The sequence below is a fragment of the Mesorhizobium huakuii genome, from assembly GCF_014189455.1.
In the GTDB taxonomy this organism is placed as follows: domain Bacteria; phylum Pseudomonadota; class Alphaproteobacteria; order Rhizobiales; family Rhizobiaceae; genus Mesorhizobium; species Mesorhizobium huakuii_A.
Genome location: NZ_CP050296.1, coordinates 4,257,432 through 4,283,701, shown reverse-complemented (window position 1 = coordinate 4,283,701; position 26,270 = coordinate 4,257,432). Strand labels below are relative to the sequence as shown.

The window sequence follows — 26,270 nt, the reverse complement described above, 5'->3', positions numbered from 1 at the left end:
GGTTTTGATAGCGCATGAAGGAGTTCCCGCGATGAAGGATTTCGACGGCAAGGTGGCATTGGTGACGGGGACGACCGGCATCGCGCTTGCCACCGCAAGACGGCTGGCGCAGGGGGTGCTGCGATCATCGCCTGCGGCATCGACCGGGCAGCCAATGCCGCGATGCAGGAAAGCCTTGCCAGGGCCGGAGCGGATGGGCTGGTGCAAACGGTCGACGTCTCGGTTTCCGATCAGGTGCGCGACGCGGTCGCGGCCGGCGTCGCGAAATTCGGCGGCATCGACGTTATCGTCAATTCCGCAGCGGTCCATCCCTACGGAACCGCGACGACGACCGATTGGGAAACCTGGAACCGGGCGATGACGGTCAATGTCGGCTCGATCTACCTGACCGCGCATTTCGGTATACCGGAAATGATCAAGCGCGGTGGCGGCGCCATCGTCAACGTCGCTTCGGTGCAAGGCTTCGCCTGTCAGCAGAACGTCGCCGCCTATGCCACGACCAAGGGGGCGATCCACACGCTGACGCGCTCGCTGGCGCTCGACTACGCGGCATCAGGCATAAGGGTGAATTCGGTCAGCCCGGGCTCGATCCGCACGCCGATCCTCGAGAAGGCCGCGCGCGGCGACCACGGCAGCGACGCCGATGTCGAAGAGGCCTACCGGCGCTTCGGCGCGGCCCATCCGCTCGGCCGCATCGGCGAGCCGGAGGAGGTGGCGGAACTCATCGCTTTCCTGTGCTCGTCCAAGGCCGGCTTCTGCACCGGCGCCGACTACAGAATAGACGGCGGCCTGACCGCCGGCATCGGCGTGAAGTAGAACCGTGACGATCGGCTTGACCTCAGGGGTTTTGAGGCCGTAGCGTCCGCAAGGTGATCGAGTAACGATGCTCGGCAAGGGGCGGGATGCTGTGCTCCCATTCTGTGCGCGAAGGCCCAGTCATGAGATAGGCTGACCTTGGCTCGACGACGATGGTCCGGCGGTCCCATTTGTTGCCGCTCTTTCGCCGCAGCCGAAAGCTGCAGGGTGCCAGCAGCGAAACGCCAGCGACGTCTTCGAAGTGAGGCTTATCGCGATGCCAGCCGATACCGGCGCCCGGCTGATACTCATTGATTAGTACCTGCGCGAAAGCCTCGGCTGGCCGGCGCGCAAAGGCCGCGACCTTCTCGCGCACGGGCAGCAGGAAGTCGGGGATCGGCGGCGCCTCGACGACTTCGCGACGGTCATAATCATAGCGCAGGCCGAACCCGACGACGCGCCGGTTTGCCAGATGGCCGTGGAAATCGAACGCCTGGAACGGCAGCCCCTCAAGATGCCGGGCGAGCTCTGTCTCTTCCCGCGGCGTGATCAGGCCGGATTGATAGGCAAAACCTTCAGGCAGGTCCTCCGCAGTCCCAAAGAGATCATGCTGGAATGCCGGAGTGCGACCGGCGGCTTTCGATTTGAGTGGTGGCATTCCGCGTAGATGGTGAAGGCTGGACCGCAAGGCAATATCCAGCCGCTCTTCCGGGCGTGACAGCGGCGGCAATGGCAAGGAACCGCACCATGTCTGGGGATTTGTCTGGCTGAGCAGTCAGGTGCCAACATGGTCGGCCGTCACGCCTTCTTGTTCTGCTCCGCCGGCGCCTTGTCCGGCGCCGGTTCCCAACCAAAGACACTGCGGCCGCCAAGCAGATGCGACTGGTCGAATTCGCCGGCGACGATCTCCTTCAGGCTGGGGCCGGTGACGTATCGCTCGACCTGCCGCGACTGATCGTCGAGCCGCCTCAAGGCGCCGATTTCCTCGTCGCGGCCAAGCCTGGCTTTCTGCACGGCGGACTTCAGCACGCCGATCGTCTCGTCATAGACCTTGAGCGGAACAGGGAACGGGTGCCTGTCCTTGCCGCCATGCGCCAACGAGAAACGGCCGGGATCCGAAAAACGGCACGGCGCGCCATGCACCACTTCTGCGACCAAGGCCAGCGCGCGCACCGTGCGCGCGCCTACGCCGGGAACCAGGAGAAGCTCGGAAAAATCCTCCGGGCCGCGTTCGGCGGCGGCCGCCATGTTTCCATGCAGGCGGCGCATGACGACATCGCTTTCGCGAACATCGTGGTGGGCCGGCATGACCAGATGCGGCAGCAGCGGCTGCTCCGGAGCCGGTGCGGTGCTGGTCTCCAGGGCAGCGAACTCGCGCAGGATGCGGTCCGGCCCAAGATCCTGAAGCAGGTCCAGCTGTCCCTGGCGCGAGGCCTCGGCACGATGATCGGTCAGGTTGACGATCTCACCCTGGTTGGCGCCTTCGATGGCGGCATGCGGCTGATCGACGAAACTCTTCAGACCTTCGGACAGCCAATGGTAGCGGCGTGCCACCTTGCTGTCGCCGTTCATGCCTTGCTGCACCACCACCCAGTCGCCGTCATCGGTGACGATGAAGCCGTGCAGATAGAGGTCGAAGCCGTCCTGAACGGCGGCACTGTCCACCTTGGCGACGAGCCGGCTGACGGTTGCCAGGCGGGTTCCGTCGAAGCCAATGCGCTCGCCGATGGCAGCCAACTCATGCGGGGTTTTGCGCGAATGGGCGCCACGGCCGCCGCAGACATGAATGCCGAGCTCACCCGACAGCGGCGTCAGGCCGCGCTTCAGGGCGCCGACGACGCTGGTCGTGATGCCGGACGAGTGCCAGTCCATGCCCATGACGGCGCCGAAGGACTGGAACCAGAACGGATGGGCCAGGCGCCGAAGCAATTCGTTGCGGCCATAATGATGGATGATCGCCTCGCACATCACGGCGCCAAGGCGCGTCATGCGGTCACCCAGCCATTTCGGCACGCGTCCGCCGTGAAGTGGAAGATCAGCACTGCCCGATCGTTGCGCCACGCCTGTTGCCTGTTCCGGTGTTGTCCACACAGATAGGCATACCAGGCTGCGCAGGAAAGCTTTGAATGCTAACGCTCGAATTGGCCGCAGCGCTTCCCGCTATCTCACCACGCGTTTTTCGAGCTTGCGGGCCAAAGTGCGCCGGTGCAGGCCAAGCCGACGCGCGGTTTCGGAAATGTTGAAGCCGGTCTCGACGAGCGTCTCGTGGATGCGCTCCCATTCGAGGTTCTTGATCGAGGTGGGACGGCTGCTCAGCGAGACGGAAACATCGCCCTCGGCCCGGCCGAAGGCGGCTTCGATGTCATCGGTGTTGGCGGGCTTCGCCAGATAATGGCATGCGCCGAGCTTGATCGCCTCGACCGCGGTGGCGATGCTGGCAAAGCCGGTCAGCACAACGATCCGCATCGACGCATCGCGGGCACTGAGCAGTTTGACGCATTCCAGCCCGGAGCCGCCGGCGCCAAGCTTGAGATCGACGACGGCGTATGCCGGAACCGCTGTTTCGAGGGCGCTAAGCAGTTCTTCCCTGCCGTGGCAGACGACGACGTCGTAGTCGCGCTTTTCGAAGGAGCGTTTCAGCGTCTTCGCGAAGGTGGCGTCGTCCTCGACGATTAACAGGGATCGATCAGGTCTCATGATCATCTCCATCGGTCAGTGCCGCCAGCGGCAGCGAGAGCGTAACACAGGCCCCCTGCTCCATGTTACGCGCCGAAAAGTCGCCTCCCAGCTTTCGAACCACATTGACCACGAGGAAGAGGCCAAGGCCACCGCCCGGTCGTCCCTTGCTCGACATATAGGGCTGGCCGAGTGCCGCCAGAATAGCCTCGTCGAAACCCGGCCCACGGTCGCGCACGGCAATCACCAGTTTCTCGCCCTGCCGTTCGGCGGTAACGCCGACCCAATCGGGCGATGCTTCCTGGGCGTTGTCGAACACGTTGAAGATGACCTGCTTCAGCGCCGTGTCGGAAACGATCTGCTCGTCGGGTTCGAAATCGTTGCTGTACTCCAGATTGAGCGGCTGGCGGCTGCCGCGCCATTCCTGGACAAGATCGTCGATGAAATGGCGGATGCTGGTGCGGATCGTGCCTTCGCCGCGCGCCTGCCCCGAAGACATCAGGATGCCCGACACGATGCTTTTGCAGCGCTCGATCTGCGCCTGCATTTCGGCTACGTCCCCGGCCAGCTCGCGGTTGCGGCTGACGCTGCGCGTCTGGCGCCAGTCGGAGAGGATGACGGAGATGGTCGAAAGCGGCGTGCCCAGTTCATGCGCGGCGCCCGAGGCGAGCAGGCCCATGCGCACAATGTGGTCCTCCTCGGCCGAGTGCTGGCGCAGATCGGCGAGATAGGCATCGCGTTCGCGCAGATTGCGGTTGATGCGCGTCATGAAGATCACGATCAGGCCGGCCGCCAGCACGAAGCTGATGAACATGCCCCTGATATGCAGGGCCAACAGGTCGCTGCCGCCGTGATGCGGGATCGCGATCGGCTGAAACTGGAAGGTGAGGAACACGAAGCAGGCCGAAGCCGCGGCCACCAGGCTCCAGGTCGACCAGGGTGTCAGCAGCGCGGCGCCAAGGGTGATCTGCAGCAGGTAGAGCGACACGAACGGGTTCGAGGCACCGCCGCTCAGGTAAAGCTGGGTCGTCAGCGCGGCCATGTCGAAGATCAGCGCGACGAAGAGCTGCGCGTTGCTGATCGGGCGCTGGCCGCGCGAAGCGAGCAGGCTGAAGATGTTCAGCCCAACCAGGAAAAGCACGACGCTGGCCATCTCCGGCAGCGGCAGCGGGATATCGAACCAGTATTCCGTCACCAGAATGGTCAGCACCTGACCCGCCACCGCCAGCCAACGCAGCTGGATGAGCAGGAGCAGGTTCTTCCTGCTCGCGGCGTCGGGATCCGAGACCGTGCCGCCGTTACCCGCAAGGGATACCGCGAAGGATTTGTCGTTGCGAAGCGTTTGGGTCGGGACGCTCATCGTGCCTGTCCTCGCCGCCAGCGGCGGCCGATGATCGGCGCGGCCAGGGCTGCGGCGAGCATCGCAGCGAGCGTGAACCACGTCAAAGCATAGACCATGTGGCTGTTGCGGAAAGTCACGACGGTCAGGCCGCCGCGCGGCCACCCATCCACGCCGGATGCTTCCGCATCGACGAAATAGGGGGCGACGTTGTTTGTCAGGCCGCGTGCGGTTGCGATGGCGGCGACGTCGCGCGAATACCAGCGATTGCCCGCGACATTGTTGTTGCGCAGGAAGCCACCGCCGGGCTGGCTCATGCGCAACAGCCCGTCAATGACGGTCGACGAAGCGAAGCCGCCGCTCTCTTGTTCGAACTCGGCCTTGCGCTCCTGGGGAATGAAGCCGCGATTGACCAGCACGACGAAGCCACGATCGGTCCGCATCGGCGTCAACACCCAATAACCGCCGCCAAGCTCCGTCACCGCCTGCACCAGCGTGTTGGCGCCGCCAAGAAGGCGACCGGTCAATCGCACATGGCTGTACTCGTAGCCGGTCGTCGTCATCCCGTTCCAACTCTCTGGACCAGGCGCATCGGCAACAGCAGCATGGATGCGCTGGTCGACGCGGGCGATCAGGTCGAGCTTCCAGACCCGCCTTTCCAGCTGCCAGATGCCGAGCCCGAGAAACACCAGCACGCCGAGGAGCCCGAGCAGTGCGAGGAAAAGCCGCGACGCGGGCGATCTGCCGGCGTCCTTTCGTGGCTCGGCGGGCAAGCTGATGTCGGCCTGCCCGATCCGTGTCTCGACAATAGTCCTCCCCGCGCCCGGCGCCGGGCTCATGGCATCTCGCGCATATCGTGAAGCCCCGGCATCATGTTGGCGTTGAGGTGGTACATCACCCAGAGCGAGCCGGTCAGCACGATACCGACCAGGATCAGCGTGAAGATCAGGGCCAACATCGACCATCCGCCCTCCGAAGCGGTGTTCATATGCAGGAAGAAGACCATGTGGACGACGATCTGCACCACCGCGAAGGCCATGATGACGATGGCCGTGGCCTGCTTGTTGTCGATGGCGCCGCTCATGACCAGCCAGAACGGAATGGCGGTCAGGATCACCGACAGGATGAAGCCGATCAGATAGGTCTTGAACGATCCGTGCGCGGCGCCGCCATGGGCGTGGTCGTGACCCTCGGCATGATCATGAGCGCTCATCGCAACATCCCCATCAGATAGACAAAGGTGAAGACGCCGATCCAGACGACGTCGAGGAAATGCCAGAACATCGAGAGGCACATCAGCCGGCGGCGATTGGCCTCGGTAAGGCCGAACCGGGCGACCTGCGTCATCAGCGTCACCAGCCAGACGATGCCGAAGGTGACGTGCAGGCCGTGGGTTCCGACCAAAGTGAAGAAGGACGACAGGAAGGCGCTGCGCTGCGGCGTGGCACCTTCGTGGATCATGTGTGAGAATTCGTAGAGTTCTATCGACAGGAAGGCGAGGCCGAACAGACCGGTCACTGCAAGCCACGCTTGCGTCGCCGCCACCCGGCCCTTGTCCATGGTCAGCATGGCAAAGCCATAGGTGATCGACGAGAAGAGCAGCATGGCGGTGTTGACCGCCACCAGGTCGAGATCGAACAGGTCCTTCGGCGCCGGCCCCGCCGCATAGTTGCCGCCGAGCACGCCATAGGCCGCGAACAGCATGGCGAAGATCAGGCAGTCGCTCATCAAATAGAGCCAGAAGCCGAGCATGGTGCTGCTGCCTTCGGCATGCGCATGCTCTTCTTCCAGATGGAAGACCGGTTCGGTGCCGGCCGTGGTTGCTATCGAAGCCATGCTCAAACCCCGGCCCTGGCGGCGAGGAGCGTCGTCCTCGCCTCCTCCGTCTGCGTGACCTCGGCAGCCGGAATGTGGAAGTCTCTCATATAGTTGAAGGTGTGGCCGATCGCGGTGGCGATGAGGCAGACGAAGCTCAGCGCCGCCAGCCACCAGATGTACCAGATCAGGCCGAAGCCGAGCGCCACGCTGAAGGCCGCCAGGATGACGCCGGTGCCGGTGTTGCTTGGCATATGGATCGGCTTGAAGCCGGAGAGCGGCCTGACGTAGCCGGCCTTCTTCATGTCCCACCAGGCGTCGTTGTCGCGCACGACAGGCGTGAAGGCGAAGTTGTAGGCGGGCGGCGGCGAAGAGGTCGACCATTCGAGCGTACGGCCGTCCCAGGGATCGCCGGTCGGATCGGTCAGGGCCTCGCGCTTGCGGATGGAGACGAAGATCTGGATCAGGAAGGCGGCGATGCCGCAGGCGATCAGGACCGCGCCGAAGGCGGCGATGATGAACCATATCTGCAGCGAAGGGTCATCGAAGACGCGCATGCGGCGCGTCACGCCCATCAGGCCGAGGACATAGAGCGGCATGAAGGCGAACCAGAAGCCGACCACCCAGCACCAGAACGACACCTTGCCCCAGAACGGGTCGAGCTTGAAGCCGAAGGCCTTGGGCCACCAGTAGGCAATGCCGGCGAACAGGCCGAACAGCACGCCGCCGATGATGACATTGTGGAAGTGGGCGATCAGGAACAGGCTGTTGTGCAGCACGAAATCCGCCGGCGGCACCGCAAGCAGCACGCCGGTCATGCCGCCGACAGTGAAGGTGAGCATGAAGGCCATCGTCCACATCATCGGCAGTTCGAAGCGGATGCGGCCGCGATACATTGTGAACAGCCAGTTGAAGATCTTCGCTCCCGTCGGGATCGAGATGATCATCGTGGTGATGCCGAAGAAGGAATTGACGCTGGCGCCCGAGCCCATGGTGAAGAAGTGGTGCAGCCAGACGAGGTACGACAGGATGGTGATGACCACCGTGGCGTAGACCATCGAGGTGTAGCCGAACAGGCGCTTGCCGGAGAAGGTCGAGGTGACCTCGGAAAAGACGCCGAACAGCGGCAGGATGAGGATGTAGACTTCCGGGTGACCCCATATCCAGATGAGATTCACATACATCATCGGATTGCCGCCGAAATCGTTGGTGAAGAAGTTGGTGCCGACATAGCGGTCGAGCGCCAGCAGTGAGAGCACCGCCGTCAGCACCGGGAAGGAGGCGACGATCAGCACGTTGGTGCACAGCGACGTCCAGGTGAAGACGGGCATGCGCATCATCGTCATGCCGGGCGCGCGCATCTTGATGATGGTGCAGATCAGGTTGATGCCGGACAGCGTCGTGCCGACACCCGCCACCTGCAGTGCCCAGATGTAATAGTCGACACCGACGTCGGGACTGTAGCCGATGCCGGAGAGCGGCGGATAGGCGAGCCAGCCAGTGCGGGCGAATTCGCCGACGAACAGCGACGCCATGACCAGGATGGCGCCGCCGACCGTCATCCAGAAGCTGAAATTGTTGAGGAAGGGGAAGGAGACGTCGCGCGCGCCGATCTGCAGCGGCACGACGAAGTTCATCAGACCGGTGACGAAGGGCATCGCCACGAAGAAGATCATGATCACGCCGTGCGCGGTGAAGATCTGGTCGTAGTGATGCGAATTGAGGTAGCCCTCGGAACCGTTGAAGGCGATGGCCTGCTGCAGGCGCATCATGATGGCGTCGGAGAAGCCGCGCAGCAGCATGACGAGGCCGAGCACCATGTACATAATGCCGATCTTCTTGTGGTCGACGCTGGTGAACCACTCGCGCCAGAGGTAGCCCCACAGCTTGAAATAGGTGATGACGCCAAGGAGCGCGATGCCGCCGAGCGCCACCGCGATGAAGGTGGCGACGACGATCGGCTCGTGCAGCGGCAGCGAGTCCAAGGTGAGACGGCCGAAGATGAATTTGGTCAGCGTGTCGGGCATCTTCTGTCTCTCACAATTCGCGCCGCAGCAGGCCGAGCGACGGCGTATCCGCCTCGGCGCGACGGCTCTCGGTCCCGGGCCTGAGCAGCCCTGCCCCGCGCAGCGGGGAAAGATTCCTGGCCGGCCAGTCCGTCGGCGTGGCATCGCTGGCCGCGCGCGCCGCCGCAGCCGCCTCCTCCGCTGTGCAGATGCTGGCGACATAGGACGGATCGTTGCCGAACACCGCGCCACGCCGGGCAAGCTTGTCGTATTGCAGCGGCAGCGTGTTGCGGACACCGGCAAGGCCGAGGCCGCCCTTGGCGTCGATCGACATCATCTCGTTCATGCACATCTTGCCACGCTCGACGCACAGATTGAGGATGGCGCCATAGAGGTCGGGATCGACGGAGGCATAGTGGCGGACCGGCTCGTTCTCGCTCGGCTTTTCGAGTTCGAGATAGTTCTCGCGGCTGAGCGTCGCCGACGCGGTCCTGGCCTGCGCCACCCACTGCTCGAAAGCCTGGTCGGACAGGCCGTGGAAGGCGAAGCGCATGCCGGAAAAGCCGGCGCCGCTGTAATTGGCCGAGAAGCCGCTATAGGTGCCCGGCCGGTTGATGACGGCGTGCAGCTTCGTCTCCATCGCCGGCATGGCATAGATCTGCCCGGCAAGGGCTGGAATGTAGAAGGAATTCATCACCGCCGACGAGGTGATGCGGAAGTCGATCGGCTGGTTGACCGGCGCCGCCAGTTCGTTGACGGAGGCGATGCCGTAGTCGGGATAGATGAAGAGCCATTTCCAGTCGAGCGCCACGACCTCGACCCGGAGCGGCTTGTGCAACTGGGTAACGGGCTGGCCGGGCTCGATGCGGTCGATGCGGCGGTACGGGTCGAGCAGATGCGTGCCGAGCCAGGTCAGCGCGCCAAGGCAGATGATGATGAGCAGGGGCGCCGCCCAGATCACCAGTTCCAGCTTCGTCGAATGATCCCAGTCCGGCGCATAGGTCGCCGAGGCGTTGGACTGCCGGTAGCGCCAGGCGAAGAAGACAGTCAGCGCCATGACCGGGACGATGATGACCAACATCAGCAGGGTCGAGACCACGAGCAGGTCGCGCTGCTGGGCCGCGACATCGCCGGCGGGTGCCAGTACGACCAGATCGCAGCCGCTCAACAGCCCGGCCAGGGGAAACAGAAGCAAGGCTCCAAATCGTTTCATCAAACGCTGCCCTCGATGGACCGCCGCAACCGTTCATGTTGCAGTGCGGTATCGATCAAGGGCTACTGCTCGCGGCGCTGTGGTAACATTGGACAATTTGTCCAATGCCCAGCCGGCATGCCTTTGGCGCAGTGTGCAGTGCACAATGGAACCCTTGGGGAATCCCCAGAATTGGGTCCCGGACACTTCATTCCACGCGGTGGCGACGGATAAGATGGCTCAGACTTCGACTGCCGAAACGAACAGCGAACTGATCGGCTCGCATCATGGCCAGGTCAGCGCCGGTGATATCGCGGTCGGCGTGATCGTCGGCAGGACGTCGGAATTCTTCGACTTCTTCGTCTATGCAATCGCGTCCGTCATCGTGTTTCCCAAGCTGGTGTTTCCGACGCACGATCCGCTTGTCGGCACGCTCTATTCCTTCTGCATCTTCGCGCTGGCCTTCGTCGCGCGCCCGTTCGGCTCGGTGCTGTTCATGGCCATCGACCGCGCCTATGGCCGCGGCGCGAAACTGACGATCGCCCTGTTCCTGCTCGGCACGTCGACCGTCGCCATCGCGTTCCTGCCGGCCTATGGCGACATCGGTGCGGTCGCGGTATGGCTTTTGGCGCTTGCCCGTATCGGCCAGGGGCTGGCGCTCGGCGGAACGTGGGACGGTCTGCCCTCGCTGCTGGCGCTCAACGCGCCGCAGAACCGGCGCGGCTTCTATGCCATGATCCCGCAACTGGGGGCGCCGATCGGCCTCATCGTGGCAAGCTCCCTCTTCGCCTTCTTCGTCGCCAATCTGTCGGCCGACGACTTCCTTGCCTGGGGCTGGCGCTATCCCTTCTTCGTCGCCTTCGCCATCAATGTCGTGGCGCTGTTCGCCAGGCTGCGCATTGTCGTCACGCCCGAATTCTCGAAACTGTACGAGAGTGGCGACCTGCAGCCGACGCGCATAAGGGACACGATCCGGGCCGAGGGCCAGAACGTCGTCATCGGCGCCTTCGCACCACTGGCGAGTTTCGCGCTGTTTCACATGGTGACGGTGTTTCCGCTTTCCTGGGTGTTCCTGTTCACCAATGAGGGGCCGGCACGCTTCCTGATGATCGAGGCGGTGAGCGCGCTGTTCGGCATCGCGGCCATCGTCGCATCGGGGCCACTGGCCGATCGCGTCGGACGCCGTGCGCTGCTCGGCGGTTCGGCGATCGCCATCGCGACCTTCAGCGGCTTTGCCCCGCAGCTTCTGGACGGCGGCGCCATCGGCGAGGCGCTGTTCATGGTGTTGGGCTTCATCCTGCTGGGGCTGAGCTTCGGGCAATCGTCGGGCGTCGTCGCCTCGAGCTTTTCCCGGCAGTATCGCTATACCGGCTCGGCGATCACCTCGGATCTGGCATGGATGTTCGGCGCCGGCTTCGCGCCGCTCGCAGCCCTGCTGCTCGCCGGCAATTTCGGCCTCATCGCCGCCGGTGCCTATCTGCTCTCAGGTGCTGCCTGCACATTGCTTGCGCTGTGGATCGACGGGCGCCGCCCGGCCGCGGACCGTCAGCCCGACTGATCGGCCAGTTCGCTATTACGGGGAGTGCGGCCGACGGCACGGGCGATCTGGGCCGCATTGCTATGCTCGCCTACCTGCCCCATTCGGCATTCGTATTTTCCCCAGAACCACAAAAATGGAATGGAGCACCCTGCCGGCCAACCGGCCAGCAGCTAATATTCGACATTGCCTCGGGACCATGCAGGAAGCCTACAAATGTCTGCGCAAGCTGCGAATGTCGTCAGTCTGGATGCCTTCCGTCATGCCCGCAATGCACAGCATTCGACGCGTTCGCCGGAGGCACCGCTCATGATGCCCGGTGCGCCGGTCGCCTGGGTGCCGGTCTGGTTCATGCCGGTCTATTGGGTCGGTACGCCGTCGACGCTGAATTGACATCGCCGTGGCGGACGCCTTTTCGAATGTCATCGAACTTGCCGACAGCGGGGACGCCGCCAGTGAACTGCCGCAGGTCCTGGGACGCAATCTGCGCAGGCTGAGAACTCGGCAAGGCCATTCGCTCGAACGGTTGGCCAAGCTGTCGGGTGTCAGCCGCGCCATGCTCGGCCAGATCGAGACCGGCCGAAGCGCTCCCAGCATCAGCCTGTTGTGGAAGATCACGACGGCTCTGGGCGTTCCCTTCGCGACATTGCTCGACAGTCAGAAGGTGCAAGGAACCTTGGTCCTGCGCCGCCAGCATGCGAAAATCCTGACGTCGGTCGACGGCAAATTCACATCGCGGGCCTTGTTTCCTTTCGACGCGGAACGGAAGGTCGAGTTCTACGAGTTGCGCTTTGCGGTCGGACACACCGAAAACGCCGAGGCGCATGCTCCAGGCACGATCGAGAACATCATCCTGGCCAAGGGCCAACTCGAGATCCGGGCGGGCCAGGAGGCGCCGCATCACCTGTCCGAAGGCGATGCCATCCTGTTCGAAGCGGATGTCCCGCACAGCTACAGGAATACCGGCGACAGCGAGACCATCGCCTACCTCGTCATGACTTATGTCGAGGCCGTCGGATAAACAAAAAGGGGCCGGCGAGCCGACCCCCTTCAAAGACAAAGCGGTGGCGATCAGGCCATCGAGCCCATCATCATCATGCCGCCGCACATCATCATCATCGGCATGCCGGCGCCGTTCATGGCCATCATGCGCTTGCAGCATTCCATGAACATGTCCTTCGAGGCGTCGTTCATCGGGGTCATTTCGCAGACCATGCCGGTGGCGGTCATCTTGCAGGTCATCATGCACATCATCGCGGGCATCATGCCCTGCATCGGCATCCCGCCTATCATCATCGGGTTCATCTGCATGCCGCCCATCATCGGGTTCATGCCGTTCATCATCGGCATCATGCCATTCATCATCGGGCTCATCATCATCGGCATCATATTGTTCATCATCGGCATCGGCATCGGCTGCATCTGCATTGCGGGATTCATGATCTGCTCCGTCTGGTTGAGAGACGTCCCGCAGCGGCAGGCCGTCGATGGCGGAGCTCTACGCCGCGAAATCCCGCTTCGACAACATCAATTCCGGAGCGCACGTCGCTTTCCTCCGCTACAACGGAGGAAATGTCCGTGGCATTGGAAAAACGCCCTTCAGCCGACGCTTCCCATGCTCAATATGCCTTCCAATTGAGCATCGATTACCCGGATTCACTGCGGAATTGGCACGGGATTTTGCCAAACGGGGTCGCCGTAGAAACCGTCCATGACGCTCGACACGCTTCGCTCGACACGATTATTGCGCGACCCGCACGATGAGCTTGCCAAAGTTCTTGCCTTCGAGAAGCCCGAGGAAAGCCTGCGGCGCATTCTCCAGGCCATCGACGATATCTTCCCTGTAGCGGACCTGGCCGGACGCGATCCACCCGGCCATCTCGCGATAGAAGGCCGGGCGCTGGTCGACAAATTCGCGCTGGATGAAGCCCCTGATCGTCAGGCTGCGGTGAAGCACCTGCTGCATCAGCGTCGGCAGCCGGTCGGTACCGGAAGCAGCGACGGTGTTGTATTGCGCGATCAAGCCGCAGACAGGCACGCGCGCGAACTCGTTCAGCAGGGGAAACACCGCATCCCAGACAGGACCGCCGACATTCTCGAAATAGACGTCGATGCCATCCGGGCAGGCCGCCTTCAACTGCTCGGCGAAATTCTCGGCCCGGTGATCGACGACCGCGTCGAAGCCGAGCTCGTGGCGCACGAAGGCGCATTTGTCGGCGCCGCCGGCGATGCCAACGGCGCGCGCGCCCTTGATACGTGCGATCTGGCCGACAGCCGAGCCGACCGCGCCACTGGCCGCCGCCACGACCACAGTCTCGCCGGCCTTTGGCTGGCCTATCGTGAGCAGGCCCGCATAGGCGGTGAAGCCCGGCATGCCGAGCACGCCAAGCGCGGTGGTGACGGGTGTCGCCACAGGGTCGAGCTTGCGCAAGCCGACCCCGTCGGACAGGGCGAAATCCTGCCATCCCGAGTGGGACAGCACGATATCGCCTTCAGCGAAATCGGCATGGCGGGATCTGACGACACGCGCAACGGTGCCGCCTTCCATCACGCCGTCGATCTCGACCGGCTTGGCGTAGGATCTGGCGGCGTTCATACGGCCGCGCATATAGGGGTCGAGCGACAGATAGAGGATCTGCAACAGCAATTCGCCCTCGCCCGGTTCGGCGATCCCGACGGACTCGATGCGGAAATCGCTCGGCTTCGGCCGGCCTTGCGGTCGCGCCGCCAGCACGATGCGGGTGTTCGTCCCAGTCGACATTGGGTGCTCCCTTCGAACGACGTTCTACGCGAAGATCCTATCGTATGGCGAGGCACATTGGTGATCGGCTCAAGGTCGCCGGGCAACACCGATCCAGTCTAGCCGCGCGGCGGGGATGAGGCCGTAATTGTAGAAATTGATGCCATCGACATCGGATGCCAGCGCAGGCTTCACCTTGGCCGCAAGCATGTCGGGGCCGGCCATTTCCGGATAGAACAACCGATAGCCGGCGCCGAGGAATTTTTCCGCGCCGAGTGCTGCCCGGCCGGCCGCTATCAGGCTCGCGACATCGGCGACCTGCATGTCGTAGGCACACAGGATCGCCCCGTCGCAGACCTTGCCCAGTGCCGCCAGATCGCAGCCGCCAAGCCAGCCGTCCTTCAAGTCGATGATGACGACGGCCGTCCTGGGGTCAGCAACCTCGCGCAATTCCGCAACCAGGCTGGTCACCGGCTCGAACCGCCAGTCGAGATAGGCGTGGAGTTCCGGCCAGGGCCGAAACGTCTCGAGGCCGCTCGCCGGAAAATCCGGAAACCGCCGCTGCGGCACCGCGCGCTCGCAGGTCTCGGTGATCCATTGGCGGACCAATTTGCGCGCCGGCTCGCCATCTATTCCCGCGCCGGCGGCCCGGGCCAGGCAGGACGGGCAGAAGCACAGAGACAGCAGAAAATCGTCCTCCGGCGTCAGCCCGACACCATCCTTCTCGTGATGGTATTCGTGGGCGAAGCCCATGAAGGACGGGCTCTCAAGCTCGATCCTGTCCGGCCTGTAGCTGTGCGAGATATCGGCGACCAACGCACGGACATAGGCGCGCGCATCCGGATGCGAGGGACAGAGATTGTAGTAATTGGCATCGCCAAAGGCGTTGCGGGTGACGGCCTGCGGATGAAGCATGCCAAGCCGCGTATTGTGCAGGCAGACCGTCCAGCAGGAAACGCCGAGCCCACCAGCCTCACGCCTGCGGACGAGGTCGCGAAGTACGTCGCCGCCCTGCGTGATCACGTCGGCAACCTTTGGCTGGATGGCGAGCCCGGCCCAACGCGACGGCGTCGGCTTGAAATAGATCGTGCCGTCTTCGGGAAAATAGGCTTTGCGGCGCGGGCTGCGCGGCTGCAGGAAGCGGCCGGCATGGTAGGAAGTGGCGAGGCTGATCATGTTGAGCCCGGCGCGCTCGGCGAGATCGCGCTCGACAGTTTCCAGGCCCAGGTCCTGGACATCCCAGGGGTAGGTCCACATGGACAATTGTTGCATGGAATCCTCGTGGATGTTTTGCGGAACTATTCTGTCAGCCGTCGACCGGCTCGGCGACCTGCATGAGGCAGTCACCCGCCTCGCACATCGTGTGCAGCCGGCGCGAAAGCACGATGCCGTCTTCGGCGAAATGCAAGGCTTCCTCGGCGACATCGAGTCGCTCAAGATCGTGATACCAACCGGCCAATTGTCCGGCGTCGACGCTGTCGCCCAGCCTGACGGCAGGTTCGAACCAGCCGCGGCGGGTGGCGTAGATGCCCTGACTGTGCCGCGACAGCGAAAGCAGCCGCGTCGGCGCCGGAGGCTTTGATGCTGGCCCGAGAACCGGTGCGTCGATCACACCCAGCGCCATCATCAAACTGTCGAGCGCGCGAGCCGTAATCGCCATCGTATCGACGGTGGCAGTGCCGCCGCCGCCGAACTCGCCGCTGACGCCGATGGCGCCGGCACGCCGCGCCGCGCCCATGGAGGTCGGCGAAGCCTCACCATTGTCGGCCACGAAGCCGTAAGGCATGCCGAGCGTGCGCATCAATTCGACGCCACGAGCGTGGCGGTCGGGATCGCTGTTGCGCTCGACCAGCGCTGTCGGCAGATGTTCCATCGAGGTGCCGCCCGAATGGATGTCGAAGACGACGTCATGGCGGGGAAAGAGCTCCGTCTCCAGGAAATGCGCCAGCCGGCCTGTCGGCGTACCCGACGGATCGCCCGGGAAAGCGCGGTTGAGATTGCCGCCGTCGAGCGGCGAGCAGCGTTTGGCGGCCATCACCGCCGGCACGTTGGCCATCGGCAGGATGGTGACGCGGCCTTTGATCCGCTTCGAATCGAGCCGGCGCACCAGTCTGGCCAGCGACAGCTCGCCTTCATATTCGTCGCCGTGATTGCCGGCCATCAAAAGCAGCGATGGGCCGTCGCCATTGCGGATCAGGCAGATCGGCACCTTGACCTGGTAGTAGGGCGAGCGGTCGATCGAGAACGGAATGCTGAGATGGCCTGATGTCTTACCATCGCGGTCGAAGTCGAGCGTGTAGACGAGGCCGGTGTGCATGGTTCAGACCGCCGCCACCGCGGTGACTTCGATGCGCAGGTCAGGATCGGCAAGACGCGCTTCAACGCAGGCGCGCGCCGGCAGGCGCTCGGGGTCGACCCAGGCGTCATAGATGCTGTTCATGGCATCGAAATCGCCGATCTGCGGCAGGAAGATGTTGACCGCCACCAGCTTCGACTTGCTGGTGCCGGCCTCGGCGAGGAGCGCGTCGATCTTGGCCAGCACGTCACTGGTCTGGGCTTCGATGCCGGCCTTGCGGTTGTCGGGCACCTGGCCGGCTATGTGCACGAGGCCGCCATAGACGACCGCCTGCGACATGCGGGAGCCGGACTGGAAATACTTGATCATATCGCATCCTTTCAGTTTGTTTTGCCGGGGCCGGCGCGGATCCGGTCAGCCGAAATAGGTTGGGAAGGCATGGCGGACATGTCCGGTCTCATCGAGGCCGAAGATGACGCGGTAACGGTCGAGGCAGGTGCAGGGGTGCGAGATGCCGAACTCGACGACATCGCCGACAGCCAGATCCGTACCCGGTTCCAGCGCCAGGAAGGCATGCTGGTCGTTGAGCTTGACGACCTTGGCATCCACCGGCGCGGCAGAATGCAACTGGCCGGCGCGATGAATCGCGAGCGGAACCGCAAATCCCTGATCGAACGACACGTCGCGCATGCCCATGCCGCAGATCGCAAGACCCGGCTCCGGCCGCGACAGCACTTCGGCCCACAGCCGCAGCGCCGGGCGGAACGATTGCCGCGCGGAGGCTTTCTCGCCACCGATGACGAATCCTTGGCGGGCGTCGAGCACACCGAGCGAGCGGTCATAGGTTCCGTGGTCATGGAAGAAGATGGCGCCGCTGCGCAGCACCAGTGTCGCATTGCCATCGCGCGAGACGACAGGCGACAGCGCGGCGACAACCTTGTCGAAGAAGATCGAGCCGCCGGCTGTCACCACCAGCGGGGCCTCGCCGCCAAGGCGAGCGCGCAGCCGCAGGAACATGTCCGAAATCATCGCCAGCAGGTCTGATATCACCGCGTCGGTGCGGCCGGCGTCGGGCTGCGCGGCGGCGCCCTCATAGGTCGCGACGCCGGCGATCAGCAGGCGGCCACCGGTCGCCATCACCGCATCGGCGATCGCCTCGGCTTCAGCCGTGGTGCGCGCGCCGGCCCTGCCCGCGCCCAGTTCGACCAGCACGCGCAAGGGAGCAAGCGCGGCATGGGCACGCCAGGCCCCGGCCAGCGCATTGACGGCGTCGACCGAGTCCACGAACACGAGAATCTCGACATCCGGCCAGGCGCCGGCGAGTGTTGCCAGACGGCTGGCGCCACCGCTGCCGCCAACCTCGTTGGCGATGATCAGCCGGGAAAGCCCGGCCTTGAGCATCACCGTCGCCTGGCGGATATCGGCGACCGTCGTGCCCCAGGCGCCGGCCTCGACCAGCGACCGGGCCAGGTCGGGCGCCATCGGCGTCTTGGCATGCGGTGCGACCGCGACGCCCTGTTCGCTGATATAGCGCAGGAACAGGTCGCGATTGGCCGCGAACGCCGCCTCGTCGAGGGTGAGCACGGGCAGCGCCATGCGGCCATCGGCCGGACGCCAGCCCTGCTGTCCGACGAGGCTAAGTCCAGCCCGGCCGTGCCGGGCGGCACACCGCGGATGCGGTCGTCGAGGACAAAATTTTCGCGCACGCCAAGCAGCGGGACTGGTGAGTTTTGCGTCATCCGATGCTACCCCTTTTCGCCGTCGCGAAACGACAGCCGGGCCGGCTTCCCGCCCAGCTCATGCATGAGAGACTTCCGTGCCAAAACCCTATTCCGGACCGATCGTCGATGCCCACCATCATCTCTGGGATCTTGGCCTTGGCCGGCACCCGTGGTTGGCGGCGACCGCCGGCGAACGCGGCGGCCTGGGCGAGCTCGGCCCGTTGCGCCGCAACTATCTTCCGCAGGATTTTTCGCGCGACGCCGCCGGGCACGATGTCGTTGCCACCGTCCATGTTGAAGCCGGCTGGGCGAGCGATGACTGCGTCGGCGAGACGCGCTGGCTGGAAACGCAGGACAAGTCGCAAGGCGTGGCGGCCCGCTATGTCGTCCGCGTGCCGCTGGCGAGCCCCGGGGCGCCGGCGCTGATCGAGGCGCAGGCTGCCTTCGATCGCGTCGTCGGCGTGCGCGACATATTGAGCTGGGACCCTGATCCTACCCGGCGCTTCGCTGCGCGAGACGGCATCATGGACGAGCCGGCATGGCGCGCCGGCCTGGCCTTGCTCGGCGCTCACCAACTCGCCTTCGACCTGATGGTGTTCCCGCGCCAGCTTGCCGATGCTGCCCGGCTGGCGGCGGCGTTTCCCGGCCAGCAATTCGTCCTCAACCATTGCGGCAGCCCGATCGACCGCGACGCCGAGGGCATGCGACGCTGGCGCGAAGGACTGCGCGCCCTGGCGCGCCACGAAAACGTCGCCGTGAAGATTTCGGATCTGGTCGCCTATGATCACAACTGGACGCTCGACAGCCTGCGGCCGGTGGTGCTGCATTGCATCGACTGCTTCGGCAGCGATCGCGCCATGTTCGGCAGCGATTTTCCGGTCGCCGGCCTGCACGCTTCGTTTGATGACATATACGACGGCTTCAAGACCATTGCGGCGGACCTTTCCACAGACGAGCAGGCAGCCCTGTTCTTCGGCAATGCGAAACGGATTTACCGGCTGGACGAATTGTCATCGGCGAGCCTGCTCCCGGCCTGAGAGCAGCAGCAGGCCGAGGATCAGTGATCCGAACAGGATGCTGCGCCAGCCGGGCGATGCGTTGACGACGGTGATCAGCGCGGTGATCGTGACCAGCAGGACCGCGCCCGGGATGGTGCCGGCATAGGTGCCGAGCCCGCCGAGGATCGAGGTGCCGCCAAGCACCACGGCAGCGATCGAAGCCAGAAGATAGGGATCGCCGATCCCGACATAGCCTTGTCCGTTCATGCCCAGCACGAGCACGCCCGCGAGGCCCGAGGTGAAGCCGCTGATGCCGTAGACGGCGAGCGTCGTCGAAGCCACCGGCACCCCCGACAGCGAAGCGGCGAGCGGATTGGCGCCCATGGCGAAAATGCGCGCGCCGAATGGCGTCGCATGCATGACCGTCAGCACAATCGCCGAGACGATGACCCACAGGACAATACCTGCCGGAATACCGGCCGGCCGCGCATTGCCAAGCCAGTGCACCAGCGGGTTTTCAGCGGTCACGGGCGCTGCCGCCGGCAATGATGATCAGCAGGCCCTGCAGGAAGGTCGCCATGGCCAGCGTCATGATCATCGGATGAACGCGCAGCAACGCCACGCCGAGCCCATTGACCGCACCGATCACAGTGGTCAGGACAAGGACAGCGAGGACGGAGGCAAGCCCGGTGGGATCCGCTGGCCACGACAGCAGCGGCAGGCTGATGGCGCTGACGGTGACGATCGCCGCGACCGAAAGGTCGATACCGCCGGCGATCACGACAAAGGTCTGGCCGGCCGCGACCAGCCCGATGACGGCGCCGAGTTCGACCAGATAGCGCAGATGGCCATAGGCGCCGAAGCCGCGCGAGGCGAAGCTGGCCCCGATCCAGACGGCGGCGACGATGACAACGGTCAGGAACGGCCGGCTGCGCAGGATCGCCAAGGCGCGTTTACCGCCTACACTCTCATTCCATGCCGTCATTGCTGCACCTTGCGGAATTGCGGTATGGCAACCGCCCCGATGATGATGAGGCCCTGGGCGACATATTGCGCGACCGGGGTGAAGCCGAGGAAGAACATGACGCTGATCATCAGGCTGAGCAGCAGGCTGCCGGCGAGCGCGCCGCGCATCGTGCCCTGCCCTCCGAGGAAGCCGATGCCGCCGAGCACGGCGGCGGCGATCGAGTTCAGCGTGAAGGCCGTGCCGATGACCGGATCTCCCGATCCCGTCTGCGCGGCGACAAACAGGCCGGCGCCCGTGGAGAGCAAGCCACTGATCGCATAGGCAGCGACGCGCGCGGCGTCGACCGGGACGCCGGAGCGATAGGCGCCGACCGGATTTTCGCCGGCGGCATAGAGGCTCAACCCAAGCGGCGTGGCGAGATAGAGCTTCCACAGCAAGACGATCGCCATCAAAAGCACGAAGGCCGCCGGCGTGTTGCCGGCAAGCAGATCGGACAGCCATGCCGGAATGGCACCACCCGGCCTGGGCAGGACCAGCAGTGCCGCGCCGCCTATGATGAAGGAACCGGCAAGCGTCACAACGATCGCCGGGAGGCGAAGCCTGACGACGATGAAGCCGGTCGCCGTGCCGATACCGAGGCCGGTCAGCGCCACAGCGGCGGCGCCGCCCGCGACGCCGAGCGGGCCGGCCATCGTCGTCGCGGCGATGACCGCGCCAAGGCTGACGGTGGCGCCGATCGCCAGGCTGATGCCGCCGGTGAGCATGAGGATCGCCTGCGCCATCGCGACCAATGCCAGCGGGAACCAGCTCTGGGTGAATTTGGCGAAGCCGGAAGCCGAAAACAGGCCCGGAAACAGAACACCATAGGCAACGAGAAACGCCAGCACGACGATGAACAGGCTGCGCACGCCGATGTTGCGGCGCATCTGCACTGGCCAGTAGAGGGCGCCGGCGGACTTTGCGGGGGAAACAGTGCTCATGCCGCGACCTTCCGGTCCTCGGCGCCCATCGCCGCCGATACAATGGTCTCCTCGCTCAGCGCCCCGCGCTCGAGCGTGGCGACGATACGGCCCTCACGCACCACCGCGACGCGGTCGCACAGATGCACCAGTTCCGGTGTGTCGGAACTGAGCAGCACGACGGCCTTGCCGGCGGCGGCGAAGGCGCGAAGCATCAGGTAGATTTCGCGCTTGGTCTCGACATCGACGCCGCGCGTCGGGTCGTTTAGCAGAAGCACGAGCGGGTCGTGCGGCATCCATTTCGCCAACGCCACCTTCTGCTGGTTGCCGCCGGAGAGAGCCTGTGCCGCTCGGGCGAGATCGCCCTTGATGCCGAGCTGGGCGGCAAGGCCTCTGGCCGTCTCGCGCTCGGCCCGGCGGCTGCGCAGCTTCAGCGCCGGCAGTCTGGCGAAGGCGGGCAACATCATGTTGGTGATGATGGGATGGATCAGGTGCAGGCCTTCACGCTTGCGATCGGCCGGCACATAGGCAAGGCCAAGCGCATTGGCTTTCGGAACGCCGCCGGGCAGCCCCGGGACACCATTGACGCTCGCCGATGCGGTCCTGGCCGGAATCGCGCCGCAAAGTCCGAGCAGCAGATCTTCCTGCCCCTGCCCGACCAGGCCGCCAATGCCCAGCACCTCGCCCGTCCTGACGTCGAGATCGACGTCGCGCATCAGGCCCGCCGAAAAATTGCGGACCGAGATGGCGTCGGCCGGAGACCTGGAAGTCTGCCATTGCGGAAAGAGATCGCCGGGGTCGCGGCCGACCATTAGGCGCACAAGCCCGGCGGCGTCGGTTCCCGCCAGCGAGCGGTCCGCAGTGCAGATGCCATCCTTGAGGACGGTGACATGCTGGCAGAGCGCCATCACCTCGTTCAACCGGTGCGAGATGTAGAGAATGGCGATGCCTTGGCCGCGCAGCCGTTTCAGCAGGTCGGTCAGGATTTTCGTCTCCGTCGCCGACAGCGACGAGGTGGGTTCGTCGAGGATGAGCACGCGTGGCTTGCGGTAGAGCGCCTTGGCGATCTCGACCATCTGCCGGCGGCCGAGTGACAGATGCCCGACAGGCGTCGACAGCGGCTCATGCAGCCCAACCAGTTCGCACGCCGCCCTGGCCCGGGCGGCAAGCGCGGTGTAGTCGATCAGGCCGAGCCGCCTGGGATAGGCGCCGAGGCCGATGTTTTCGGCAATCGACAGGCTGGCCGTCAGGCTGAGCTCCTGCTGCACGACGGCAATGCCCGCCTGCCGGGCAAGCGCCGGCGTCATGCGCGACACCGCCCGCCCTTCGACCTCGACGGCCCCGCCATCCGGGCGCAACGCCCCGGACAAGAGGTTGATCAGCGTCGACTTTCCCGCGCCGTTCTCGCCGAGCAGCGCATGCACGCGGCCCGGCTGGAGAGCGATGGAGACGTCGCGCAGGACGGGGTTGCCGAAGAAAGACTTCGACACCCCCCGCGCCGCGAGCAGCGGAGCCGTGGTCATCAACGCTACAACCCTTCCGGCTTATTTCTGGGCAGCAGCTTCTTGAACAGCTCCTCATCGTAGGGCGAATAGATGTAACCGTCAGCCGGGAAATCCTTCGCACGGGCGAGATATTCGTCGATGTTGGAATTGTCGATCACCGGCAGCGGGATCTTGACGAAGGCCGGCACGTCCTTGCCCTCCAGCGCCTGGACGGCGGTGTAGGCGGCGAAGGCGCCAAGCCAGTTCGGCTGCATGGTTGCCCAGCTCTTCAGGCCTTTTTCCTTCCACAGTTCGAGGAACTGGCGTGCGTTCTCGCCGGTGATCGGCACCTGCTCGCGGCCCTGCTTGTCGAGGGCCAGAACCGCGCCGGCCGACAGCGCGCCGCCAAGCGATAGAATGCCGTCGATCTCGGGGTTGGCGAAGAGCAGGCTGGTCACGGCTTCCTGGGCAGGCGCGACATTGTAGGGCGTGTTGGTCTCGGCAAGCACCTTCACGTCGGGATGGGCCTTCAGCTCGGCATCGGCACCCTTGCGCCGGTCATCGCTGACCGAAACGCCAGCCGGGCCATTGAGGATCAGGATCTTGCCCTTGCCGCCGATGGCGTCGATCAGGAACTTGGCCGCCTGATCGCCCCACTGCGAGGAATCGGTGTTGACCTTGGCGGTCACCTTGTCGGTGTCGACGAGGCTGTCGAAATTGATGATGGCGATGCCCTTGGCGCAGGCGTCAGCCAGCACGCGCGCCGGCGCCGTCGACGAGCCGGCGATCAGGATGATGGCGTCAACATTGGAATCGATCATCGACTGGATCTGCTGGATCTGCACATTGGCATCGCCCTGGGCGTCGGTAACGACCAGCTTGTCGACCAGCCCCTGCTTCTTCAGCGTCTCCACCTCGGCTTCGATCGTGCCCTGCGTCTGCTTCATCCAGGTCGGCACCGAATAGATGTTGGCCCAGCCGATCGTATAGGGGCCTTGCGGTCGCCCTTGATGCAGTTGGCGGCGGCATTGGCCTGCGAACCCGCGCCCAGGCTCAGCACGAGACCGAGGCAAAGGGCGCTGGCGGATGCGAAAAACGGCGATTTCATCATGACTGTTCCCTTCTGAGGTTGTGTCCGGACGTGCGGGGTCGGGACGAGCAAACCCGCCGGTTGCCGGGCTCGGAAACCGTCTGTTTTTCGTCAGGACTTTCTGCGTCAGGCTCGTTAATTTGTCCGGTATTTCAGACACTATGTCTGTATATCGGACAAAAGGGATGCTAGACTGAGCCTTGACATCTTTCAAGCGTCTTGAGACGAGGGCCGAAATGATTTTTGGACGGCTGACATGAGCGACGGCGTGGCTGATTTGATCGAGACGGATGCCGGCAAGGATGCGCGCCCCGGCGAGCGGCGGCGCGGCATCGACCGCGTCATCATGCTGCTCGAGGCGCTGCTGAAGCACCGCGCGCCGATGCGTGTCGGCGATATCGCCAAGATGATCGGCGCACCACGCTCGACCACCTACGAGATCGTCAACAGCCTGCTCGAGGCCGAAATGCTCGAAAATGTCGGGACGGAGGGCTACGTCTATTTCGGCCGCTCGATGCATCTGTTCGGCTGGGCCTATTCGCATCACAATGCCCACTACCGCCGCATCATCGAGACGCTGGACCGGCTGGCCGTGGAGACCGGCGAGACCGTCCAGCTGTGCGGCCTGCGCGGCAACAAATATGTCGTGCTCGACTGCCGCGATTCGCCAGGCCCCTTCCGCATCTCGAGCGATGTCGGCGTCGAAGTGCCGATCCCGTGGACGGCATCGGGGCGGCTGCTGCTCGGCCATATGAGCGAGCAGGAGCTGCGCGATTTCATCCCGCCCGGTGACTACACGCTGCCCGACGGCCGCGTCATCGCGCCGGCCGAGTTCTTCGCCGATGTCGCCACGGCGCACCAGCAAGGCTATAGCGAAACCGCGGCTCTGGCCGACCGTTTCACCTGGTGCATGGCCGCGCCCATCCGCGATGGCCACGGCGCCATCAACAAGACACTGTGCTTCGTACTGCCTATCGACACGCCCGAGCCGCGGCGCAACCAGTTGCTCGATCTGCTGCGCGAACGCGCTCGCACGCTGTCGCTGACCGACAGCTGAGAGAGCCGCCGTCGCGCCAGGCTCTCCTCAGCCTGCCGGGCTGAGGACGCCGTGGCCGGGCTCAGCCCCGCTTCGGGATCTGGATATCCTCGAGCAGAAGCGTCAGCGCCATGGCGACGAAGTAGAGCGCCGCCACCCAGAGGAACATCACGTTGAAACCACTCGAATAGTGGCCGAGGACCACGTCGCGGATCGTCGGCGGCAGGCTCGACGCCAGATGCGGGTTCAGCCCAGTCAGGCCGTCTGGCAACAACGCGGCGGCATCGGCCGGAAGCTCTGAAGTCTGCCGGTTCAGGGCCCAGGTCATCACCGCGCCGTTCAGCGCCAGTCCCAATGACGCTCCGATCGTCCGCGCCTGGGTGATCAGCGACGTCACTGCGCCGATGTCCTTGAGCGGCGCCGCGGCCTGGATCGCCACGATCAGCACCTGGAACTGCAGGCCCATGCTGATGCCGAACAGGCCCATCATCACCGCCAGCACCCAGATCGGCGTGTGCGAATTGATGAAGACAAAACCGATCATCAGCAGCCCGCCAATCCCCATCGCCACCACCGGCATCCATTTGTAGCGACCGGTCGCGGCAATCACCCGCCCGGCCACGATCGAGATGACCATCGAGGTCAACGACGCCGGCAGGAACAGGAAGCCGACCTCGGCCGGACTGAGACCCGTCAGCGTCTGCATGTAGAGCGCGAAATAGAAGAACATGCCGAGCGTCACCGATCCGGCGACCACCGACACTCCCGAGACGATGCGCACCGTCGAGATGCCGAACAGCCGCAAGGGCACGATCGGCTCCTCGGCCCGCCGCTCGACCACGATGAACGAGGCGATTGCCGCCAGCGCGAGGACCGGCAGCGCGAAGGTGAGCAAATCCGGCCCGGCAGGGTCGAGCACATGATAGCCCCAATAGACGATTGCCGTGGTGCCGATGGCCAGCAGCAGGCCGCCGAGATAGTCGATGCGGTGCCGCTTCTCGTTGAACCGGCTGCGCATGGCGAATGCCAGGATCGCCAGCACGACAATGCCGATCGGCAGATTGACCAGGAACACCCAGCGCCAGCCAAACAGGCTGGTGATATAGCCGCCGGCCAAGGGACCGAGGACCGACGACAGCGCGAACACCGCCGAACTGTAACCTTGATATTTGGCGCGGTCGCGTGGCCCGAACAATTCGCCGATCATGGCGAAGGCCGAGACCATCAGGCCACCGCCGCCGATACCTTGCAGGACACGCGCGGCGATCAGGCTCTCCATCGACCAAGCCATGCCGCAGACCAGCGAACCCAGCAGGAACAAGGTGATCGCCGTCAGCACCACGTTCTTGCGGCCATACATATCGCCGAGCTTGCCGTAGAACGGCGAGACGGCGGCGGTCGACAGCAGGTAGGCGGCGCCGACCCAACCGAACAGATGCAGATTGCCGAGTTCGCCGGCAATGGTGGGCAAGGCGGTGACGACGATCTGCATGTCGATGGTGGCCATGAACATGGCGATCAGCGCGCCGAAATAGACGATCAGCGTGGTAAGGTCGGGTCTGGCTTCAGTCTCTATGGGCGCCGCATCCGGAAGGGTCGAGTCGAGAGTCATTGCTATC

General features: G+C 64.5%; 22 protein-coding genes and 4 pseudogenes. 6 read left to right on the top strand and 20 right to left on the bottom strand.

Translation table 11 applies throughout. The annotated features are described in order from the left end of the window. Window positions 1-31: 31 nt before the first annotated feature. Window positions 32-816, top strand: a pseudogene (locus HB778_RS20870) (SDR family NAD(P)-dependent oxidoreductase). 22 nt (window positions 817-838) lie between these two features. Here the strand turns inward: HB778_RS20870 and HB778_RS20865 are convergent. From HB778_RS20865 to cyoA, 9 genes are all read right to left on the bottom strand, one after another. Beyond that, complete coding sequence (locus HB778_RS20865) at window positions 839-1,453, bottom strand: alpha-ketoglutarate-dependent dioxygenase AlkB (RefSeq protein ID WP_183465162.1); 615 nt, start codon at window positions 1,451-1,453, stop codon at window positions 839-841. A gap of 140 nt (window positions 1,454-1,593) precedes the next feature. Continuing rightward, window positions 1,594-2,856: a DUF763 domain-containing protein gene (locus tag HB778_RS20860; protein ID WP_183456578.1), complete on the bottom strand. Its 1,263-nt coding sequence runs from the start codon at window positions 2,854-2,856 to the stop codon at window positions 1,594-1,596. A gap of 99 nt (window positions 2,857-2,955) precedes the next feature. Further along, window positions 2,956-3,492, bottom strand: coding sequence for a response regulator transcription factor (locus HB778_RS20855; RefSeq protein WP_183456576.1), 537 nt, complete (start codon window positions 3,490-3,492; stop codon window positions 2,956-2,958). Further along, window positions 3,482-4,831, bottom strand: coding sequence for an ATP-binding protein (locus HB778_RS20850; protein WP_183456574.1), 1,350 nt, complete (start codon window positions 4,829-4,831; stop codon window positions 3,482-3,484). Before HB778_RS20850 ends, HB778_RS20855 begins: the two co-directional genes overlap by 11 nt. Next, entirely contained in the window at window positions 4,828-5,649 is an 822-nt protein-coding gene (locus HB778_RS20845) for an SURF1 family protein (RefSeq protein WP_183456572.1), read from the bottom strand. Before HB778_RS20845 ends, HB778_RS20850 begins: the two co-directional genes overlap by 4 nt. Beyond that, window positions 5,646-6,023, bottom strand: a complete 378-nt coding sequence (locus HB778_RS20840; protein WP_183456570.1) for a cytochrome o ubiquinol oxidase subunit IV — start codon at window positions 6,021-6,023, stop codon at window positions 5,646-5,648. The genes HB778_RS20845 and HB778_RS20840 overlap by 4 nt, the downstream gene beginning before the upstream one ends. Then, complete coding sequence (cyoC, locus tag HB778_RS20835; protein ID WP_183456568.1) at window positions 6,020-6,646, bottom strand: cytochrome o ubiquinol oxidase subunit III; 627 nt, start codon at window positions 6,644-6,646, stop codon at window positions 6,020-6,022. The genes HB778_RS20840 and cyoC overlap by 4 nt, the downstream gene beginning before the upstream one ends. A 2-nt stretch (window positions 6,647-6,648) precedes the next feature. Continuing rightward, window positions 6,649-8,652, bottom strand: coding sequence for a cytochrome o ubiquinol oxidase subunit I (cyoB, locus tag HB778_RS20830; protein WP_183456566.1), 2,004 nt, complete (start codon window positions 8,650-8,652; stop codon window positions 6,649-6,651). Window positions 8,653-8,662: 10 nt separating this feature from the next. After that, a complete protein-coding gene (cyoA, locus tag HB778_RS20825; protein WP_183456564.1) occupies window positions 8,663-9,844 on the bottom strand; it encodes a ubiquinol oxidase subunit II in 1,182 nt (393 codons plus the stop codon). Window positions 9,845-10,058: 214 nt separating this feature from the next. Between cyoA and HB778_RS20820 the strand changes: the two genes are divergently transcribed. The 3 genes from HB778_RS20820 to HB778_RS20810 all read left to right on the top strand — a co-directional run bounded on the left by HB778_RS20820 (window position 10,059) and on the right by HB778_RS20810 (window position 12,381). Then, window positions 10,059-11,381 (top strand): MFS transporter, encoded by a 1,323-nt coding sequence (locus HB778_RS20820; RefSeq protein WP_183456562.1) that lies wholly within the window; start codon window positions 10,059-10,061, stop codon window positions 11,379-11,381. A gap of 195 nt (window positions 11,382-11,576) precedes the next feature. Beyond that, window positions 11,577-11,753: a hypothetical protein gene (locus HB778_RS20815; RefSeq protein ID WP_183456560.1), complete on the top strand. Its 177-nt coding sequence runs from the start codon at window positions 11,577-11,579 to the stop codon at window positions 11,751-11,753. A 7-nt stretch (window positions 11,754-11,760) separates the two neighbouring features. After that, window positions 11,761-12,381: a helix-turn-helix domain-containing protein gene (locus HB778_RS20810; RefSeq protein WP_183456558.1), complete on the top strand. Its 621-nt coding sequence runs from the start codon at window positions 11,761-11,763 to the stop codon at window positions 12,379-12,381. A gap of 50 nt (window positions 12,382-12,431) precedes the next feature. Here the strand turns inward: HB778_RS20810 and HB778_RS20805 are convergent, their stop codons facing one another. From HB778_RS20805 to HB778_RS20780, 6 genes and pseudogenes are all read right to left on the bottom strand, one after another. Continuing rightward, window positions 12,432-12,800 carry a hypothetical protein gene (locus HB778_RS20805; protein ID WP_183456556.1) on the bottom strand — a complete coding sequence of 123 codons (369 nt, stop codon included), beginning with the start codon at window positions 12,798-12,800 and terminating at the stop codon, window positions 12,432-12,434. A gap of 301 nt (window positions 12,801-13,101) precedes the next feature. After that, entirely contained in the window at window positions 13,102-14,121 is a 1,020-nt protein-coding gene (locus tag HB778_RS20800; RefSeq protein ID WP_183456554.1) for an NADP-dependent oxidoreductase, read from the bottom strand. A 69-nt stretch (window positions 14,122-14,190) separates the two neighbouring features. Continuing rightward, on the bottom strand, window positions 14,191-15,372 hold the full coding sequence (locus HB778_RS20795; RefSeq protein ID WP_183456551.1) for a hypothetical protein: 1,182 nt from the start codon (window positions 15,370-15,372) through the stop codon (window positions 14,191-14,193). Between the two features lie 34 nt (window positions 15,373-15,406). Next, complete coding sequence (locus HB778_RS20790) at window positions 15,407-16,417, bottom strand: succinylglutamate desuccinylase/aspartoacylase family protein (RefSeq protein ID WP_183456549.1); 1,011 nt, start codon at window positions 16,415-16,417, stop codon at window positions 15,407-15,409. A 3-nt stretch (window positions 16,418-16,420) separates the two neighbouring features. Then, window positions 16,421-16,765, bottom strand: coding sequence for a RidA family protein (locus HB778_RS20785; RefSeq protein ID WP_095198060.1), 345 nt, complete (start codon window positions 16,763-16,765; stop codon window positions 16,421-16,423). Window positions 16,766-16,810: 45 nt separating this feature from the next. Continuing rightward, window positions 16,811-18,135 (bottom strand): annotated as a pseudogene (locus HB778_RS20780) (alanine racemase). A gap of 77 nt (window positions 18,136-18,212) precedes the next feature. Between HB778_RS20780 and HB778_RS20775 the strand changes: the two are divergent. Continuing rightward, the gene (locus HB778_RS20775; RefSeq protein ID WP_183456547.1) at window positions 18,213-19,154 is read left to right on the top strand and encodes an amidohydrolase family protein; all 942 of its coding nucleotides are present in this window, start codon (window positions 18,213-18,215) and stop codon (window positions 19,152-19,154) included. Here the strand turns inward: HB778_RS20775 and HB778_RS20770 are convergent. The 4 genes and pseudogenes from HB778_RS20770 to HB778_RS20755 form a co-directional block, all read right to left on the bottom strand. Continuing rightward, window positions 19,128-20,100 (bottom strand): annotated as a pseudogene (locus HB778_RS20770) (ABC transporter permease). The gene HB778_RS20775 and the pseudogene HB778_RS20770 sit on opposite strands and share 27 nt — an antisense overlap. Beyond that, a complete protein-coding gene (locus HB778_RS20765) occupies window positions 20,097-21,062 on the bottom strand; it encodes an ABC transporter permease (protein WP_183456545.1) in 966 nt (321 codons plus the stop codon). The pseudogene HB778_RS20770 and the gene HB778_RS20765 overlap by 4 nt, the downstream one beginning before the upstream one ends. Continuing rightward, entirely contained in the window at window positions 21,059-22,564 is a 1,506-nt protein-coding gene (locus HB778_RS20760) for a sugar ABC transporter ATP-binding protein (protein WP_183456542.1), read from the bottom strand. The genes HB778_RS20765 and HB778_RS20760 overlap by 4 nt, the downstream gene beginning before the upstream one ends. A 5-nt stretch (window positions 22,565-22,569) precedes the next feature. Beyond that, window positions 22,570-23,636: pseudogene (locus tag HB778_RS20755) on the bottom strand (ABC transporter substrate-binding protein). Between the two features lie 235 nt (window positions 23,637-23,871). Between HB778_RS20755 and HB778_RS20750 the strand changes: the two are divergent. After that, on the top strand, window positions 23,872-24,672 hold the full coding sequence (locus HB778_RS20750; protein ID WP_183456540.1) for an IclR family transcriptional regulator: 801 nt from the start codon (window positions 23,872-23,874) through the stop codon (window positions 24,670-24,672). Between the two features lie 61 nt (window positions 24,673-24,733). Here the strand turns inward: HB778_RS20750 and HB778_RS20745 are convergent, their stop codons facing one another. Next, entirely contained in the window at window positions 24,734-26,263 is a 1,530-nt protein-coding gene (locus HB778_RS20745) for an MDR family MFS transporter (RefSeq protein WP_183456538.1), read from the bottom strand. Window positions 26,264-26,270: the final 7 nt, after the last annotated feature.

Bases quoted from the DNA above. Each gene is read 5' to 3' on its own strand.
- HB778_RS20750 (WP_183456540.1), top strand. From the start codon at position 23,872: ATGAGCGACGGCGTGGCTGATTTGATCGAGACGGATGCCGGCAAGGAT.
- cyoB (WP_183456566.1), bottom strand. From the start codon at position 8,652: ATGCCCGACACGCTGACCAAATTCATCTTCGGCCGTCTCACCTTGGAC.
- HB778_RS20815 (WP_183456560.1), top strand. From the start codon at position 11,577: ATGTCTGCGCAAGCTGCGAATGTCGTCAGTCTGGATGCCTTCCGTCAT.
- HB778_RS20840 (WP_183456570.1), bottom strand. From the start codon at position 6,023: ATGAGCGCTCATGATCATGCCGAGGGTCACGACCACGCCCATGGCGGC.
- HB778_RS20765 (WP_183456545.1), bottom strand. From the start codon at position 21,062: ATGAGCACTGTTTCCCCCGCAAAGTCCGCCGGCGCCCTCTACTGGCCA.
- HB778_RS20855 (WP_183456576.1), bottom strand. From the start codon at position 3,492: ATGAGACCTGATCGATCCCTGTTAATCGTCGAGGACGACGCCACCTTC.
- HB778_RS20845 (WP_183456572.1), bottom strand. From the start codon at position 5,649: ATGAGCCCGGCGCCGGGCGCGGGGAGGACTATTGTCGAGACACGGATC.
- HB778_RS20800 (WP_183456554.1), bottom strand. From the start codon at position 14,121: ATGTCGACTGGGACGAACACCCGCATCGTGCTGGCGGCGCGACCGCAA.
- cyoC (WP_183456568.1), bottom strand. From the start codon at position 6,646: ATGGCTTCGATAGCAACCACGGCCGGCACCGAACCGGTCTTCCATCTG.
- HB778_RS20795 (WP_183456551.1), bottom strand. From the start codon at position 15,372: ATGCAACAATTGTCCATGTGGACCTACCCCTGGGATGTCCAGGACCTG.
- HB778_RS20785 (WP_095198060.1), bottom strand. From the start codon at position 16,765: ATGATCAAGTATTTCCAGTCCGGCTCCCGCATGTCGCAGGCGGTCGTC.
- HB778_RS20805 (WP_183456556.1), bottom strand. From the start codon at position 12,800: ATGAATCCCGCAATGCAGATGCAGCCGATGCCGATGCCGATGATGAAC.
- HB778_RS20850 (WP_183456574.1), bottom strand. From the start codon at position 4,831: ATGAGCGTCCCGACCCAAACGCTTCGCAACGACAAATCCTTCGCGGTA.
- HB778_RS20745 (WP_183456538.1), bottom strand. From the start codon at position 26,263: ATGACTCTCGACTCGACCCTTCCGGATGCGGCGCCCATAGAGACTGAA.
- cyoA (WP_183456564.1), bottom strand. From the start codon at position 9,844: ATGAAACGATTTGGAGCCTTGCTTCTGTTTCCCCTGGCCGGGCTGTTG.
- HB778_RS20760 (WP_183456542.1), bottom strand. From the start codon at position 22,564: ATGACCACGGCTCCGCTGCTCGCGGCGCGGGGGGTGTCGAAGTCTTTC.
- HB778_RS20820 (WP_183456562.1), top strand. From the start codon at position 10,059: ATGGCTCAGACTTCGACTGCCGAAACGAACAGCGAACTGATCGGCTCG.
- HB778_RS20790 (WP_183456549.1), bottom strand. From the start codon at position 16,417: ATGCACACCGGCCTCGTCTACACGCTCGACTTCGACCGCGATGGTAAG.
- HB778_RS20865 (WP_183465162.1), bottom strand. From the start codon at position 1,453: ATGCCACCACTCAAATCGAAAGCCGCCGGTCGCACTCCGGCATTCCAG.